The following is a 15,352-nucleotide window of genomic DNA, read 5'->3' as shown; positions in this document are numbered from 1 at the left end:
CGGCGACGCCGTGACATCGACGCCTGACAAGGAGGTCCCGGGCGGTTCGCCGCCCGGGACCTTCCCGCGCGTCCGCGCCACCCGTCCCGGCCCTCGTCTCCCCCGGCCCCGAGGAGGACCGCTTTCCGATGGTGCTCCCCCGTCGCGGCAACCGGGCCTCGCGGGCGTCCGCGCCCGAAACCCGGCCCGCGCCCGAGTTCGCGCCCGGTGCCTGCCCCGAGCCGCCCCCCGCTCCCGCCTCCGCTTCCGCCTCCGGGTCCGCTTCCGGGTCCACGGGCCCACCGACGGGTACGAGCCTGCTGCTCGGCGCCGCCCGGCACAGCGCGGGCCGTACCTCGGCGGTGTTCCTCTGCTCCGCCGCGTCGGCCGCCGCGGCGCTCGCCGCACCCGCGCTCCTCGGCCGGACCCTGGACCTGCTGCTCGGCCGGGACGACTCCGCCAAATTCTGGCTCACCGTCTGCGCCGTCGTGATCACCGCGGAAGTGCTCCTGGACGCGGTGGTGGCCTGGCTGAGCGGTACGGTGGCCGCGCGTTCGACCGCCTGGCTGCGCGTCCGCGGCCTGCGGGCCGTCCTCGACGCGTGCCCCGAGGACGGCGCCCGTTTCTCCCCCGGCGACCTGACGACCCGGCTGTCCGCGAACGCGACGGAGGCCGGCAACGCGCCCGTGACCGTGGCCGCTCTGGCCGCTTCGCTGCTCGCGCCGGCCGGCGCGCTCGTCGCCCTCTTCCTGATCGACGTGTGGACGGCGGTCGCCTTCCTCGTCGGCCTGCCCCTGCTGGTGCTGGTACTGCGCGCTTTCACCCGGGACTCCTCCGAGAGCGTCGCGCGGTACCAGCGGGTGCAGTCGGACCTGGCCGCCCGGCTGCTGGAGGCGCTGGACGGCGCGCGTACCATCGCCGCCGCCGGAGCCGAGGGGCGGGAGCGCGCCCGGATCCTGGCGCCGCTCGCCGAACTCTCCGCGCAGGGCCGGCGGATGTGGCTCGTGCACGGCCGGGCGGTCGCCCGCGGCGGTGTGCTGATGCCGCTGCTGACGACAGCCGTTCTGGCGGTCGGCGGTCTGCGGGTGGCGGCGGGCCGGATCAGCGTCGGGGAACTGCTCGCGGTCTCCCGGTACGCGGCACTGGCGGCCGGGGTCGGAGCGGTGGCGGGGCTGCTGGGCACCCTCGTACGGAGCCGGTCCGCGGCGCGCAGGACCGCCGGACCGGCCGCGCTGCCCGCCCTGGCGTACGGGACCGGGTCCCTGCCGCCCGATGGCCCCGGCACGCTCGAACTGCGGGGCGTCACGGTCGTACGCGAGGGCCGGGCGCTGCTGTCCGACGTGGAGCTGCGGATTCCCGGCGGCGCGTCGGCGGCGGTGGTGGGACGGTCGGGCGCGGGCAAGTCGATGCTGGCCGCCGTCGCCGGGCGGCTCACCGATCCGGACGAGGGACAGGTCCTGCTGGACGGCGTGCGCCTGGAGACCGTGGCCCGGTCTCCGTTGCGCCGGGAGGTCGGGTACGCCTTCGAACGCCCGGTGCTGTTCGGTGACACGATCGCCGAGGCCCTGGCCGACGGCCCCGGGCGGATCCCGGAGAGCGTGGTGCGCTCGGCCGCGCGGGCCGCGAGCGCGGACGCGTTCGTCCGGCTGCTGCCGAAGGGGTACGCCACTCCCCCGGCGCACGCCCCGCTGTCCGGGGGCGAGCTGCAACGGCTGGGCCTGGCCCGGGCGTTCGCGCGGGCCGGCCGGCTGCTGATCCTCGACGACGCGACCTCCAGCCTGGACACGGTGACCGAGCGCCAGGTGGAACGGGCCCTGGCCCGGCAGGTCCGCCCGGGCACCCGGCTGGTCGTCGCTCACCGGCTGTCCTCGGCGGCGCGGGCGGACCTGGTCATCTGGCTGGAGGACGGGCGGGTGCGCGCGGTGGGGCCGCATACGGAACTGTGGCGGGATCCGGAATACCGCGGGATCTTCACCACACCAGGGCCGCCGGCGGACCGGGACCAGGCAGCGGGCGCACCCCGGGCCGAAGGCGGTGCCCGGGCCGAGGGCAGGGCACAGGGGGAGCGCGAGGGCGGGTCCCGGGATCGAGATCGGGGCCGGGGCCGGGGCCGGGGCCGGGCTCCGGCGTCAGCGGCCGGACCGCGACCGGCTCCGGCGTCGGCGCCCGTGCCCGGCGCCGCGGGCCGCCCCGCCCCCGCGACGGATGGGACGGAGCCGTGACCGCCGCCGGACCGCGACCCGGCAGCCGGCCCGCCCGGCCGGACACCGGCCGGTCCGCGGACCCGAGCGCCGGGCGGAGTGCCGGGCAGGGGGCGCTGCGCCGCGTTCTGCCTCCGGGCCGTCGCTTCCTCGGCCGAAGAAAAAGGGTGCTGTACCGGCTGGCCGGCTGGTCCCTGCTGGAGTCCGCCCAGACCTTCCTCGGCGGCTACTGCGTGGCGCGGGCGCTCGACGGCGGGTTCCTGGCCGGACGTACGGGGCTCGGTCTGGCCTGGCTGGCCGTGGCGGCGGCCGCGATCCTGGCCGGTGGTCCGCTGCTGCGCGGGGTGTTCGGCCAACTGGCCGCGCTGGTGGAGCCGTTGCGGGACGCTCTGGTGCGCCGGGCCGTGGAACGGGCGCTGCACGGCGCGATCACCGATCCGGCCCGCGCGGACGCCGGCGCCGTCTCCCGGCTGACGCATCAGACGGAGATCGTGCGGGACAGTTTCGCCGGGCTGGTCCTCACCGCCCGGTCCTTCGTCTTCACGGCGGTGGGGGCGCTGGCCGGGCTGTTCACCCTCGCGCCACGGTTCCTGCTGGTGGTGCTGCCGCCACTGACGCTGGGCCTGCTGCTGTTCCTGGCCACGCTGGCGCCGATGGCCGCCGCCCAGCGCACGTACCTGACGGCCGACGAGGCCCTCGCGGACCGGGTCGGCGCGATCGGCGCGGGGCTGCGCGACATCGCCGCGTGCGGGACCTCGGCACGGGCGGCGGAGCGTACGGGAGAGCTGATCGACGCGGGGGCCGACGCGGCGCGGGCGCTGGCTCGCTGGGCGGCCGTGCGCACGCTGGCGCTGGGGGTGGCCGGACAGTCCCCGGTGCTCCTGCTGCTGGTGACCGCTCCGTGGCTGGTGCGGCAAGGGGTCACCGCGGGGGCGCTGGTGGGGGCGCTGACCTACCTGGTCCAGTCGCTGCTGCCCGCCCTGCACACCCTGATGACGGCGCTCGGGGCGGCCGGGACGCGGCTGCTGGTCGTACTGGACCGGTTCACGGACCCGGCGGCCGGAGAGGACGGCGCCCGCACAGCACACCGGTCTCCGGGCGATCCCGTACGGGGCGAAGAGGCCGCCGGCCTCGGCACGGACGGGGGGACAACCCCGCTCCCGGCCACCCCGTCGGCCGGGGCCGGCGGGCAGCCCGCGGTCACCGAGCGGGTCGCGGTCGCCGGGCAGGGAACCGGACCGGCGTCCCTGCCGATCCTCTCGGGCTCGGGCTCGGGCTCGGACTCACGGCCGGTGCCCGCCGCCGAGGTGCGCGATGTGACCCTGGCGTACGGCCCCGGCGCGCCGCCGGTCCTCGACCGTCTCGATCTGTTGGTCGACCAGGGCGAGCACGTGGCGGTGGTGGGGCCGAGCGGCATCGGCAAGTCGACCCTCACCGGGGTCCTCGCGGGGCTGCTCGCTCCGGACGGCGGATCCGTCCTGCTGGCGGGCCGACCGGTGGCGGGCCGGGACGCCCGTGAACTGGCGGCCCTGCGCGTCCTGATTCCGCAGCAGGCGTACGTCTTCAGCGGTACGGTCCGGGACAACCTGGCGTACCTGCGCCCCGAGGTGCCGGACGACGAGCTGCGTCGCGCCGTCACCGCGCTGGGCGCCGAGGAACTGGTGGGCCGGCTCGGCGGGCTCACCGCCCCGGTCGAGCCCGCCAGGCTGTCCCAGGGCGAACGCCAGTTGCTGTCGCTGTGCCGGGCCCATGTGGCGTCCGCGCCGCTCCTGGTCCTCGACGAGGCCACCTGCCATCTGGACCCGGCCGCGGAGGAGCGCGTCGAACTCGCGCTGGCCGCGCGTCCGGGGACGCTGATCGTCGTCGCGCACCGTCTGTCGTCCGCGCGCCGGGCGGACCGGATCCTCGTCCTGGACGGGACGAGGCCCACGTACGGTACGCACGACGAGCTGTTGGCCGTGTCCCCGCTCTACCGTGATCTGGCGGGTCACTGGCAGGACGGCTGACACGGACCGGCCCGGTGCCGCGGCGGTCCGTGTCGTGTCGTGTCGTGTCGTGTCGTGTCGTGTCACAGCCAGCCGGCGCCTTGGGATATCCGAACAGCGTCCAACCGGTTCCGTCCGCCGACCTTTCGTATCGCGGCCGCCAGATAGTTGCGTATCGTTCCCTTGGACAGATGCAGCGACCTCGCGATTTCCTCGATCGAAGCCCCCTCGGCGGCCTGCGCGAGAACGCTGAGTTCCCGAGGCGTCAACGGCATCTCCGCCGCCTGGAGAAAATCGAAAGCGAGTGATTCATCAATGAATCTCTCGCCTCTCGCCACTCTGTGGATACCCTCCACTAATCTCTGCGGTTCCCCGTCCTTGTTGATGTATCCGAGGGCTCCCGCGTCAAAGGCCTTGCGGAGAGCGCCGGGCTTCCGGGCGCCGGCCAGGACGAGGAGCGCCGGGTCACGGGCCAGGTCACCCCGGCCGACAGACTTTCCGCACACTCTTCCGAGGGAATCAAGACAATCGATGTCGGCCACATAGACATCCGGCGTCCTGCCGTGCACCGCACGGAATCCCGTACGCCCACTTCCCGATGACACCTCGAACGCAGATTCGGAGCGCAACAGCGCCACCAGAGCCGAGCGAATCAATCCCCCATTGTGCACCACCAGGACCCGGATCATGGCCCTACCCCCCTCATACCGCCGACTTCCTGCAGAGCATTGAACTCGTTTACCCTGTTCTACCTCCTTCGCACACGCGTCACCGTTCTGTAATACACGAAGAACCCCGGCTCAGGGCAGCACACGCGTCACTTTCCAGAAGGTTGTGAGCCGGGCGTACAGCAGTGCGCCTCCATGCGCCCCAAAGTTCCGGCCACACAACCGGGGGATCCAGCCACCCGGAGGCCCGACCGCGCCCTTCGCCCCCACTTCTCGCCACTTGTACCGTTTCGACGGAAACGGAGGAAAATTAACTCAGGAGCAGCGGCACGGGAGGCCGACGATGACACGAACCCGCTACACCCCGGACCGTGGGCTGACCACGCGCATGGTCACCACCATGTTCCTGATCGGTCTGCTCTACGTGGTCCTGGTCGGTGTCCTCCTCGCGGTCCTGAACCACGCCTGGCCGATCATCCTGATCGTCGCGGGCGGTCTGTTCATCGCCCAGTTCTGGTTCAGCGACCGCATCGCGGCCTTCGGCATGGGGGCGCACGAGGTGACGCCCGAGCAGGCCCCCGAGCTGCACGGCGCCGTCGACCGGATCTGCGCGCTGGCCGACATGGAGAAGCCGCGGGTGGCGATCGCGCGGAGCGACATACCCAACGCCTTCGCCACCGGCCGCAGCGAGCGCACGGCCCTGGTCTGCGCGACCACCGGCCTGCTGCGCCGGCTGGAGCCGGAGGAGCTGGAAGGCGTCCTCGCGCACGAGATGTCACACGTGGCGCACCGGGATGTCGCCGTGATGACCATCGCCTCGTTCCTGGGTGTACTCGCGGGGCTGATGACCCGGATCGCGCTGTACAGCGGACTGTCCAGAAGCAATCAGAACGCGAGCCCCGCCGGTATCGTGATCATGCTGATACCGCTGGTCAGCGCGGTCGTCTACGTGATCGGCTTCCTGCTGACCCGGCTGCTCTCCCGCTACCGCGAGCTCTCCGCGGACCGGACCGCCGCCCTGCTCACGGGCCGCCCCTCGGCGCTCGCCTCGGCGCTGACCAAGGTGAGCGGCCAGATGGCGCGGATCCCGACGGAGGACCTGCGCAAGGCGGAGCCGTACAACGCCTTCTTCTTCGTACCGGCGTTCTCCTCGAAGGAGAGCCTGAGCCGGCTGCTCTCCTCCCACCCGCCGCTGGAGCAGCGGCTGGACCAGCTCGCCCGTATCTCCGAGGAGCTGGCCCGGCCGTGACGCCCGCCACCCGCTGACACGGCCCGCTCCCCGTACGAGCCCGTCCCCCCGTACAACACGAGAGGAAGGCCCCATGGGTCTGCTCGACGCCATCCTCGGCCGCAGCAAACCGGTCCGCCCCGATCTCGACCAGCTCTTCGCCCTGCCGTCCGCCGCGCTCACGCTCCAGGCCGGCGCCGGGCTGACGCCCACCGGGCTCGGCTCGGTCTGTTTCGCGGGCGTGGAGGGCGGCGGATTCGCACGCGTCCGCCAGGACGTGCGGGACCTGCTCGACGCGAGCGCCGGGCAGGGCGGGCACCCGGTCGAATTCAGCCAGGACGGCTACGGCTACACCTGGCTGCTGGTCCGCAGGTCCCCCGAGGACACGGCGTCCCTGGTCAATGACCTGCACGCGGTCAACACCTTGCTCCAGGACGGGGGATTCGGGCCACAGCTGCTGTGTTCACTGCTGGGCTTCCGGGACGACGAGGGACGGCGGCTCGCCCTCGTCTACCTCTACAAGCGGGGCTCCTTCTACCCCTTCGCCCCCGTCCCCGGCGGCGCCGAGAAGCGCGACAGCCAGCGGGAACTCCAGGTCAGGGCACTGCTCGGGAACGACCTGCGGATCGAACCGGATCTGGCCCGCTGGTTCCCGGTCTGGGGCGCGCCGGGCCTGTGACGGCCGGACCGCCCCCGGAGGAAACCCGAAAGGCACTCGACTGGCCGGCCGCCATGACGTCTTCGAGGAGACCGGCGATCCGCCCACCACGCGCTTGTACGCACGGCCGATCCGTGCCGATGGGCATCAGGTGGGGACCGTGGTGACCGCCGTGGACCTCGCTCCGTACCGGCACACCGCGCAATCGGCTCTCGTGGGCTCGACCGGGCTGGCCTTGCTGCTGCTCGCTGCTGCTCGGTGGCGTGTACCTGGTGAGCCGCGCCACGGTCGGGCGCGCCCTGCGGCCGGTGACCGAGATGACCCGCCAGGCGGCCGAGTGGAGCGACCACGACACGGGCCGCCGCTTCGGCACCGTACCGCGCGCGGGGGAGCTCGACGCGCTCGCCGGCAACCTCGACGAACTGCTCGACCGGCTCGCTGCCGTCCTCCGCCACGAACAGCAACCGGCCTCGGAGCTCTCCCACGAGTTGCGCACACCCCTGGCGCGGATCACCGCCGAGACGGACTGGCTGCTGGCCCGTGAGCGCGGCGCCGAGGAACGCAACGAGTCCATCGAGGCGATAGCCGAGGGAGCGGACCGCATGCGCGCCATCTGCGAGACGCTACTGGCCGAAGCCCGCACGCGGGGCACCGGGCAGGCCCCCGGCCGGTGCGAGCTCCCGGCGCTCGTCCGGGACCCCGTCGCCCGCGACGCCCCGGACCAACCGGACGTCCCACCGATTCACCGTTCACCTGACCGGCGAGGAATCCGCTCTGGTCGTGGGCGTCTCCCCGCAGATCGCCGAGCGGATCCTCGCCCCGCTGCTGGACAATGCCCGCCGCTACGCCGCGGAGAGCATCACCGTGGAGTGCGCACCGGGGCCGCGGGGCGGTGTCCGGGCCGTCATCGGCGACGACGGGCCGGGCGTACCGGACACCGTCCGGGACGCGATCTTCGAGCCGGGCCACCGAGCCCGTCCCGACGACGGCCACGACGGCGCCGGGCTGGGGCTCCCGCTGGCCATCCGGCTCGCCCGCGCCGCCGGCGACTTCCTCACCAAGCCCATCGCCAAGGGCGGCCTCGACCTCGGCACGGCGGGTTCTTCGGCCGTACTCCTCGCGGTCGTCTTCTGCCCCATGAGCTACGCCCTCCTGCGAGAGAGGAAGCACACCGCCACGCGAAACGAACTGGTGACGGAGCAGACCTGAGTTCGCCCGGACCCGCAATGCCGGGGCCCGTCGGGGCCGGTGGGGGTGAGCCGACCGGGAGTCCGGACGCGGCGTGGCGGCAGATGGCCGACAGGACGGCCGAGGCCGGGCCGGACGCGAAGGTCGAGGTCGTCGTCCCACACGAGGGCGGGCGGACGCGGTTGAGCGCACGTCTCCGAGGGCGCCTCCAGGATGGCCGGCCTGCCGGGCCCGCTGGTGGCACTGCTGGTCGCCGAGGCGTGCAGGGGGGCTCTCACAGTACCTGTATCACCAGGGTCTCCCAGACGTCCAGGACGCCCGTCAACCTGTTTGGGTCGGCTCCCAGCTACAGAGAGGAGAAGTAATGGATCCACGGGAGGCGCGCACGGCGGCCGCCCGAGAACCCGTCCCAGGCGCTCGGAACGAAAGCGCCGACAACACTCCATGGACACGCACCGCAGCTTTACCCCCCATCAGTTCAAGTCAGCCGCACCGGACGCGCGACCGTGTCAGCACATGCTTCCACGGCAGGAGGGACGAAGACCAATGGCGGACAACCAGTTCACCACTCACGCAGACCTTTTCGACCTGAGTGGGAAGTACGCACTTGTCACTGGCGGCACCAGGGGAATTGGGATGATGATAGCGCGCGGCCTTCTGCAGGCGGGCGCCCGCGTCATTATCAGCTCACGCAAGGCAGACACGTGCGCGGAGGCACAGCATCTACTGTCCGAATTCGGCGACGTTCAAGCAATCCCGGCCGACCTGTCCAGGTACGACGAGTGTCAGCGCCTCGCTGATCTTGTCAAGGTCGACTCGGAACGCCTGGACATCCTCGTCAACAACGCGGGAGCGATGTGGCGCGAGCCGCTGGAGACGTTCCCGGACGAGGCCTGGGACGCAGTGATCGACGTCAACCTCAAGTCGCCGTTCTGGCTGGTGCAGGCGCTGCTCCCGGCACTTCGCAGGGCGGGCACCGCAGATGATCCCGCGCGGATCATCAATATCGGCAGTATCGCCGCCATCCACGTCGCCGAGTCGCCCAACTACTCGTACGCCAGCAGCAAAGCGGCACTCCATCAACTCACCAGAGTCCTTGCCAGAGAACTGGGCCCACAGCACGTCACGGTGAACGCGGTAGCCCCAGGACCGTTCCCGTCGCAGATGATGGCGGCCACGCTCGATGCCATCGGCGACACGATCACGGCGAAGGCCCCTCTGCGCCGGCTCGGCCGCGACGACGACATGGCAGGGATCGCCGTGTTCCTCGCCAGCCGGGCCGGAGCTTACCTCACGGGCACGATCATCCCGATCGACGGCGGCATCGCCACGACCGCATCAGGTACCTAGTGCCGCGACCGGCAAGGTTTGCCCGTCAAGAAGCGCCCGCCGCGCAGCGGCTGACGTCACTGCGGTGCGTGTGATCGCAAGGCGGCCGGAAGCCCTTGGATGGGGTCTCCCCTGCTCGAACGGAGTTGAGAGCTCGGAGAAGGAGCTGCCTGGGCTTGTGGCCAACGCCGCGAGCGCGCGTGCCAGGGCCTGGTGCCCCCACACCGCCCTGTCCAGGCCGGCCGCCGCGTGGCTGGGCGGCACCCGCGCCGCGGTCGCCCCGCGGACGGCCTCGGCGAACATCACGCGTGTCGACGCGGGCCTTTTCCTGCTACGACGCTGGGCGCATGCCGCGTGTGAGGGGGTGCGTAGCCGTCGGGGTACCAGCAGTACCTCCCTTCACCCGCGGACAGGGCCTATGGTGAAGGGGTGGCCACGATCGATCTGCGCACTGAGATCAAGGAGTTCCTGAGCTCGCGTCGCGCGCGGATCGCGCCCGAGCGGGCCGGACTGCCCGCCTACGGCGGCAACCGCCGGGTCAAAGGTCTGCGTCGCGAAGAGGTAGCTCTCCTGGCAGGGGTATCGGTCGACTACTACGTGCGTATGGAGCGCGGCAGCCTCACCGGCGCCTCCGACGGGGTGCTCGACGCGTTGGCCTCTGCCCTGCAACTTGACGAGGCCGAGCACGATCACCTGTTCCACCTTGCGCGGCAGTCCAGGGCGTCCGGCGGTCCACGGCGCCGGCGCCCCACCGTGACGGTGCGTCCGGCGCTTCAGCAGGTGCTCGACGCCATCACCGATGCGCCGGCTTGGATTTGCAACGGCCGTTATGACGTGCTGGCCATGAATCAACCTGCCCGCGCGCTGTATTCACCGGTGCTGGCCGACACGCGACGGCCGGCGAACACCGCGCGGTTCGTGTATCTGGATCCCGAAGCGGCAAAAACGTTCTTCGTCGACTATGACCGAATCGCTCGCGATGTGGCCGCGAAGCTACGCATGGAAGCCGGCCGCAATCCGCACGACGAGGAGCTGATCGCCCTGGTCGGTGAATTATCAACACGCAGTGAACTATTTCGGCAGCGGTGGGCATCTCAGGACGTTCGGCTCCACCGGTCCGGACGCAAGCGTGTGCACCATCCGGTAGTGGGCCGGCTCGACCTGGACGTCGAGTCGATGGAGCTGCCCGCCGAACCCGGCCTGCTCCTGAACGTCTACACCGCGCCCGCCGGCACGGCGACCGCGGACGGTCTGGCCCTGTTGGTGTCGTGGGCGGCCGGCCAGGAGAGGCCGGCGACCGAGATTCCAGGGCTCAGCTGATATTCCAACGTCGTTGTGGGCGACGCAGGTGTTCTCGGACAAGGAGTTGGAGCGCCTGCGGAGGTTCCCGGAGATCGGTCGGAACGAGCTGTTCCGATTTTTCACCCTGACTCCGGCGGATGTCGTGTGTGTCGATCCTGCCCGGGGGCGTGGGCCCGGGGATCGGCTCGGCCTGTCGGTCGCGCTGCGCACGTTGCCGTGGCCGGGGTTCGTGCCGGATCACGTGTCCGGGTGCCGCCGGTGGCGGTGGCCCGGTTGGCCGACCAGTTGAACCTCAACCCTGGCGAGTTGCGAAGTCATGACCGGCGAGCGAAGACGCGGACCGAGTGTCTGGGGGCCCGCCGGGATACTCTCGAAAGGGGCCGGCGAGCCGGCTCGAAGCCCTCCGCCGCTACGGGGGGGATCCCGAACCGGGCCCCGGGGCAGGCCGCCGGGCTCGGTCACCCGCGCGCCCGTCCCCGCGGCGCCCGCCGGTCATCCCTTCGCGAAGTCCCTGAGCGCCACCTCCTCCGCGCTCCCCCGCTCCGCCGTGTAGACGAGCAGGCTCAGCTCCGCGTCCTGCGGGAAACGGGTGACCTCGTAGGTCAGGGTGAGCGGTCCGGCCTCCGGGTGTTCGACACGTTTGACACCGTACGCCTTGGTCCTGACCGTGTGCCGTGCCCAGTGCCGCCGGAACTCCTCGCTCCGCGCGCTCACCTCCTCGACCAGTTCCCACAGTTCGGGGTCGTCGGGGTGGGTGCCGGCCGCGATCCGCAGGTGCCCTACCGCCTCGCGGGCGATCGTGTCGACGTCCGGGTAGCGGCGGCCGATCTCCGGGTCGAGCAGGTGGAGCCGGACCAGGTTGCGCTCGCGCGCCGGGAGGCGGCCGAAGTCGGTGATCAGCGCGCACACCGGGCCGTTCCAGGCGAGTACGTCCATGCGCCGCCCCATGACCAGGGCCGGCGCGCTGATCCAGTCCAGCAGCCGCCACACCTCCGGGCGCACGGCGTCCTCGCCCGCCGCCGCGCCGTGCGACGTCTCGGGGCGTGCCAGGCGGAACAGGTGGTCACGCTCGTCCTGGTCGAGCCGGAGCGCGTCCGCGACGGCACCCAGCACGGCGTCGGAGACGCCGCGGTTGCGGCCCTGCTCCAGCCGTACGTAGTAGTCGACGCTCACGCCCGCCAGATGTGCCAGCTCCTCCCGGCGCAGACCCGGCACCCGCCGCACCCCGGCCCCGGAGGCGAATCCGGCGTCCTCGGGACGGATCCTGGCCCGGCGCGACCGGAGGAAGTCCCCCAACTCTCCTCTTGTCCTCATGAGTTCATTCTCACCGCACCTGGTACCGGCGGTCCCTGGGTACGGCGGACCCCTGGCAGCACGGAGCACCGTGACCGAGCCGGTCGGGGCGCCAGCATGGGGAGGGCCGGCCGACGCGGCGGGGGAAGAGCTCGAGGGCAAGGGAAGGACGGGACGTCGTATGAGACGCGAGAACGGACTCGGGGGCAGCGGTGGCGGAGCCGGGAACCACCCGGGCGGGAACGGCGGGCGGCGCGGTCGCGGCCGGGCGGGAACGACGGCCGGTGCGACGGCGGCGCTGCTGCTCGCGCTCACCGCCGGCGCGCCGGGCACGGGCGCCGCCGCGCACGGGCCGCCGCCCGACCCGGCGCCCGGCGGGCCCGTGCGGCCGTACGAGCCCGACGTCCCGGGGCCGCGCAATGTCGACGCGCTCGGCGCCACGATCGTCCCGGACGGCGGTACGGCCCGAGGCGTACGGGTAGCCTTCGACCGTACGAGCCGGGCGGAGACGGGCGGCGCCCCGGCGGGCGCGCGGCGCTTCGTGTTCCTCTTCGACCGCTCGCTCGCCTTCCGCCCGGAGGCGTTCCCGGTGTGCGCGCGCTCGCTGATCGAGGAGAAGGGCGTGACCGCGTGCCCCGACGGCTCACAGGTCGGACGCGGCACGGCCCACGCGTACCCGGAGGGCACGGCGGAGGTATTGGCCTTCAACACCCGTTGCGACAGCGGGGCGCGGGGCGCGCTGGTGGTCATCCCGGCCGCGGGCACGCTCCTGGAACTGACCTGGGAGCGGGTCACTCCGTATTACGAACGGCGCGGCTACCGCTGGGCCCTCGACGAGATCCTGCCTCCGAGCGCCGTCCCGCCGCAGGAGCGAGCCGGGACCGCCCGCTTCCGGTTGGAGTGGGGGGCGAGGCGGGAGGCGGGCGGTGGGACGGTCAGCTTCGCCGAGTCGTCCGCGCGGCCGGGCGAGCGGCGGCAGCGGATCGGGCTGTGGAGCTGGTTCGTGACCGGTCAGATCGCGCTCCCGGAGACGACGGCCGTACGGCGGCCGGCTCCCTGACGATCCGCCGGGCACGGCGCCGGCGACCACCGGTGTCGGCCGACGGCACCGGCACCGCGACGGCACCCACGGCCTACGGCGCGGGCGAATTCGGGGGTGTCCGCGGCGTGGGCGAGGCCGGAGGCGGGGGCGGAGCCGGCGGCGTGGACCGGCCCGGCGGCGGGGCCGTGCTCCGGCGGATCACCATGCGTGTGGGCACCAGCGTCGTACCGCGTTCGTCCGTGCCCGTGCCGATCTGGCGCAGGGCGCCCTCCACGCAGCGGCGCCCGACCTCCGCGAAGTCCTGGTGCACGGTCGTCAGCGGGGGCATGTACGAGCCGGCGTCCGGGATGTCGTCGAAACCGACCACGCTGACCTGGTCCGGCACCCCGCGCCCGCTTTCGCTCAGGGCGCGCAGCAGCCCCAGTGCCATCTGGTCGTTGGCCGCGAAGACGGCGCTGCAGCCGGGCTCGCGGGCGAGCCGGAGCCCGGCCCGGTAGCCGGACTCGGCCGACCAGTCGCCGCGCAGCGGCTCCGGCACCTCGCGGCCCGCCTCCCGCAGTGTGGCCCGCCAGGCGTCGGCCCGGCGCTGCGCGGCGAAGGAGTCCTCGGGGCCCGCGAGGTGCCAGACTGTCGAGTGGCCCAGGTCCAGCAGGTGCCGTACGGCCTCCCTGGCGCCGCCCGCCTGGTCGGTGTCGACCACGCTGTACCGGTCGCCCGCGTCGGAGTCGGCCACCACCACGCCGACGTTGGGCGGCAGCGAGACCGTGGCCGCGTCCAGGAGATGCACTTCCATGATGACGATGATGGCGTCCACGGCCAGTTCACCCAGCCGGGTGAAGGCGCCCCGCACCTCGTCCTGGGTCGGGATCGCGACCGGGAGCAGGGTGGTGGCGTACCCCTGTTGCGCCGCCGAGGTCGCGATGGCCTCCAGGGTGCGGACGTTGCCGGTGGTGGAGAGGGTGAACAGGATGATGCCGAGGGTGCGGAACTCGCCCCGTTTCAGGGCGCGGGCGGCGCTGTTGGGCCGGTAGCCCAGTTCCTTCATCGCGTCCAGCACCTGCTGCCGGGTCGCTTCCACGACGCCGGGATGACCGTTGGACACCCGGGAGACGGTCTGCGAGGAGACCCCGGCGCGCCGGGCGACGTCGGCCATGGAGACCCGGCGCCGCCGGCGCGGCGGCCCGTCGCCCGACGCGCGCCACGTGCCGCCCGCGCTCACCTCATCCGCCGCGCCCGCCGCGTCCCCCGTACTCCCCACGCTCCCCGCGCCGGAGCGCGCCGACGGAGCGTCCGCCTCCGCGGCGTCCGCCCCGGTGGCATCCACGGTCTCCTCCACCCTGACCTCGTCTTCCTCGCTCGTCGACCTCCCGGCGACCGAATTGGCCCCGTCAGGAATCTTGACGCCTCCCGGAGCGAATGTAAGCATCCCACCCATCGATGTTTACGTAAACATCCGCACCGGCGGCCAGGCACGTACCGCGCCACGCCGACGCGCGTTTCCACCCCTGCCGCTCGCGGCGGGGTGCCCGAGAACCAGCGAGGAACTGCCCATGACGGCACTGTCACCCCCCGCCGCGGAGGGCCGCCGCCCGGTCCGCCGCGGCGGACTTCAGCGCAGGCGAGCCTGGGTCGGATGGGGTTTCGTCGGCCCCTTCATGGCGGTCTTCGCCCTGGTGTTCCTCGCGCCGATCGGCTACTCCCTCTACCTGAGCCTCTTCCGGAACCAGCTCGTCGGCGGCACCTCGTTCGTCGGCCTGGACAACTACCGGCGGGCGATGGAGGACCCCCAGTTCTGGTCCGCGCTCGGCCGCGTGAGCCTCTTCCTGGTCGTCCAGGTGCCGGTGATGCTGGGGATCGCGCTCCTCGTGGCCCTGGCCATCGACAGCGGCCGGCTCTACGGCAAGGGCTTCTTCCGCATCGCGATCTTCCTGCCCTACGCCGTGCCCGCCGTGGTCGCCTCCCTGATGTGGGGCTTCATGTACGGCACGCGCTTCGGTCTGGTCGGCAACATCAATGACGCGTTCGGCATCGAACTGCCCAACCCGCTCTCCCCGGATCTGGTGCTCGCCTCCATCGGCAACATCGTCACCTGGGAGTTCGTCGGCTACAACATGCTGATCTTCTACTCCGCGCTGCGAGTGATCCCGCACGCCCTGTACGAGGCCGCGGAGATCGACGGCGCGGGACAGCTGCGGATCATCACCGCGATCAAACTCCCCGCCATCCGGGGCGCGCTGGCCGTCGCCACCATCTTCTCGATCATCGGGAGCTTCCAGCTCTTCAACGAGCCGAGCATCCTCAAGCCCCTGGCGCCCAACGCGATCACCACGTACTTCACCCCCAACTCCTACACGTACTCGCTGGCCTTCGCCGGTCAGCAGCACAACTACGCGGCCACGGTGGCGATCGTCATGGGTGTCCTCACCATGGTCATCGCCTATGTCGTGCAGCTCCGCGGCATGCGAAAGGAAGCGTGACG

Annotated in this window: 13 protein-coding genes and 1 pseudogene; 11 read left to right on the top strand and 3 right to left on the bottom strand. The window is 72.3% G+C overall.

Translation table 11 applies throughout. The features are described 5' to 3' along the window. Positions 1 to 128 precede the first annotated feature (128 nt). Together ACU6P3_RS30625 and ACU6P3_RS30620 are read left to right on the top strand one after the other, a co-directional pair. A complete protein-coding gene (locus ACU6P3_RS30625; protein WP_447195057.1) occupies positions 129 to 2,201 on the top strand; it encodes an ABC transporter transmembrane domain-containing protein in 2,073 nt (690 codons plus the stop codon). Between the two features lie 146 nt (positions 2,202 to 2,347). Further along, positions 2,348 to 4,186, top strand: coding sequence for an ATP-binding cassette domain-containing protein (locus ACU6P3_RS30620; protein WP_447195056.1), 1,839 nt, complete (start codon positions 2,348 to 2,350; stop codon positions 4,184 to 4,186). A gap of 62 nt (positions 4,187 to 4,248) precedes the next feature. On the opposite strand, the gene ACU6P3_RS30615 is transcribed toward ACU6P3_RS30620, so the two are convergent. Beyond that, complete coding sequence (locus tag ACU6P3_RS30615) at positions 4,249 to 4,854, bottom strand: LuxR C-terminal-related transcriptional regulator (RefSeq protein WP_447195055.1); 606 nt, start codon at positions 4,852 to 4,854, stop codon at positions 4,249 to 4,251. Between the two features lie 322 nt (positions 4,855 to 5,176). Between ACU6P3_RS30615 and htpX the strand changes: the two genes are divergently transcribed. The 7 genes and pseudogenes from htpX (at position 5,177) to ACU6P3_RS30580 (ending at position 10,827) form a co-directional block, all read left to right on the top strand. Continuing rightward, a complete protein-coding gene (htpX, locus tag ACU6P3_RS30610) occupies positions 5,177 to 6,082 on the top strand; it encodes a zinc metalloprotease HtpX (protein WP_344284668.1) in 906 nt (301 codons plus the stop codon). Between the two features lie 73 nt (positions 6,083 to 6,155). Beyond that, positions 6,156 to 6,740 (top strand): PspA-associated protein PspAB, encoded by a 585-nt coding sequence (gene pspAB / locus ACU6P3_RS30605; protein WP_447195054.1) that lies wholly within the window; start codon positions 6,156 to 6,158, stop codon positions 6,738 to 6,740. 296 nt (positions 6,741 to 7,036) lie between these two features. Beyond that, positions 7,037 to 7,300 (top strand): annotated as a pseudogene (locus tag ACU6P3_RS30600) (sensor histidine kinase); the annotation flags it as partial. A 199-nt stretch (positions 7,301 to 7,499) separates the two neighbouring features. Continuing rightward, positions 7,500 to 7,928 (top strand): ATP-binding protein, encoded by a 429-nt coding sequence (locus tag ACU6P3_RS30595; protein ID WP_447195053.1) that lies wholly within the window; start codon positions 7,500 to 7,502, stop codon positions 7,926 to 7,928. Positions 7,929 to 8,453: 525 nt separating this feature from the next. Beyond that, positions 8,454 to 9,257 (top strand): SDR family oxidoreductase, encoded by an 804-nt coding sequence (locus ACU6P3_RS30590; RefSeq protein ID WP_447195052.1) that lies wholly within the window; start codon positions 8,454 to 8,456, stop codon positions 9,255 to 9,257. Positions 9,258 to 9,665: 408 nt separating this feature from the next. Then, positions 9,666 to 10,556, top strand: coding sequence for a helix-turn-helix transcriptional regulator (locus tag ACU6P3_RS30585; protein ID WP_447195051.1), 891 nt, complete (start codon positions 9,666 to 9,668; stop codon positions 10,554 to 10,556). 28 nt (positions 10,557 to 10,584) lie between these two features. Continuing rightward, the gene (locus ACU6P3_RS30580) at positions 10,585 to 10,827 is read left to right on the top strand and encodes a DUF4158 domain-containing protein (protein ID WP_447195050.1); all 243 of its coding nucleotides are present in this window, start codon (positions 10,585 to 10,587) and stop codon (positions 10,825 to 10,827) included. A gap of 203 nt (positions 10,828 to 11,030) precedes the next feature. Here ACU6P3_RS30580 and ACU6P3_RS30575 read toward each other — a convergent pair whose 3' ends face one another. Beyond that, positions 11,031 to 11,852, bottom strand: coding sequence for a helix-turn-helix transcriptional regulator (locus ACU6P3_RS30575; RefSeq protein WP_447195049.1), 822 nt, complete (start codon positions 11,850 to 11,852; stop codon positions 11,031 to 11,033). 160 nt (positions 11,853 to 12,012) lie between these two features. Here ACU6P3_RS30575 and ACU6P3_RS30570 point away from each other — a divergent pair, with 160 nt between their 5' ends. Beyond that, positions 12,013 to 12,891, top strand: a complete 879-nt coding sequence (locus ACU6P3_RS30570) for a hypothetical protein (RefSeq protein WP_447195048.1) — start codon at positions 12,013 to 12,015, stop codon at positions 12,889 to 12,891. A gap of 73 nt (positions 12,892 to 12,964) precedes the next feature. On the opposite strand, the gene ACU6P3_RS30565 is transcribed toward ACU6P3_RS30570, so the two are convergent. Further along, positions 12,965 to 14,026 carry a LacI family DNA-binding transcriptional regulator gene (locus tag ACU6P3_RS30565; RefSeq protein WP_447198132.1) on the bottom strand — a complete coding sequence of 354 codons (1,062 nt, stop codon included), beginning with the start codon at positions 14,024 to 14,026 and terminating at the stop codon, positions 12,965 to 12,967. Between the two features lie 397 nt (positions 14,027 to 14,423). Here ACU6P3_RS30565 and ACU6P3_RS30560 point away from each other — a divergent pair, with 397 nt between their 5' ends. After that, entirely contained in the window at positions 14,424 to 15,350 is a 927-nt protein-coding gene (locus ACU6P3_RS30560) for a carbohydrate ABC transporter permease (protein ID WP_447195047.1), read from the top strand. Positions 15,351 to 15,352: the final 2 nt, after the last annotated feature.

It is taken from the genome of Streptomyces hebeiensis, from assembly GCF_052983195.1.
This window is presented reverse-complemented; position numbering and strand designations above follow the sequence as displayed.

What these genes read in the sequence shown, in the direction of transcription:
- ACU6P3_RS30575 (WP_447195049.1), bottom strand. Translation starts at nt 11,852, where the DNA reads ATGAGGACAAGAGGAGAGTTGGGGGACTTCCTCCGGTCGCGCCGGGCC.
- ACU6P3_RS30560 (WP_447195047.1), top strand. Translation starts at nt 14,424, where the DNA reads ATGACGGCACTGTCACCCCCCGCCGCGGAGGGCCGCCGCCCGGTCCGC.
- ACU6P3_RS30615 (WP_447195055.1), bottom strand. Translation starts at nt 4,854, where the DNA reads ATGATCCGGGTCCTGGTGGTGCACAATGGGGGATTGATTCGCTCGGCT.
- ACU6P3_RS30565 (WP_447198132.1), bottom strand. Translation starts at nt 14,026, where the DNA reads ATGGCCGACGTCGCCCGGCGCGCCGGGGTCTCCTCGCAGACCGTCTCC.
- ACU6P3_RS30590 (WP_447195052.1), top strand. Translation starts at nt 8,454, where the DNA reads ATGGCGGACAACCAGTTCACCACTCACGCAGACCTTTTCGACCTGAGT.
- htpX (WP_344284668.1), top strand. Translation starts at nt 5,177, where the DNA reads ATGACACGAACCCGCTACACCCCGGACCGTGGGCTGACCACGCGCATG.
- ACU6P3_RS30570 (WP_447195048.1), top strand. Translation starts at nt 12,013, where the DNA reads ATGAGACGCGAGAACGGACTCGGGGGCAGCGGTGGCGGAGCCGGGAAC.
- pspAB (WP_447195054.1), top strand. Translation starts at nt 6,156, where the DNA reads ATGGGTCTGCTCGACGCCATCCTCGGCCGCAGCAAACCGGTCCGCCCC.
- ACU6P3_RS30625 (WP_447195057.1), top strand. Translation starts at nt 129, where the DNA reads ATGGTGCTCCCCCGTCGCGGCAACCGGGCCTCGCGGGCGTCCGCGCCC.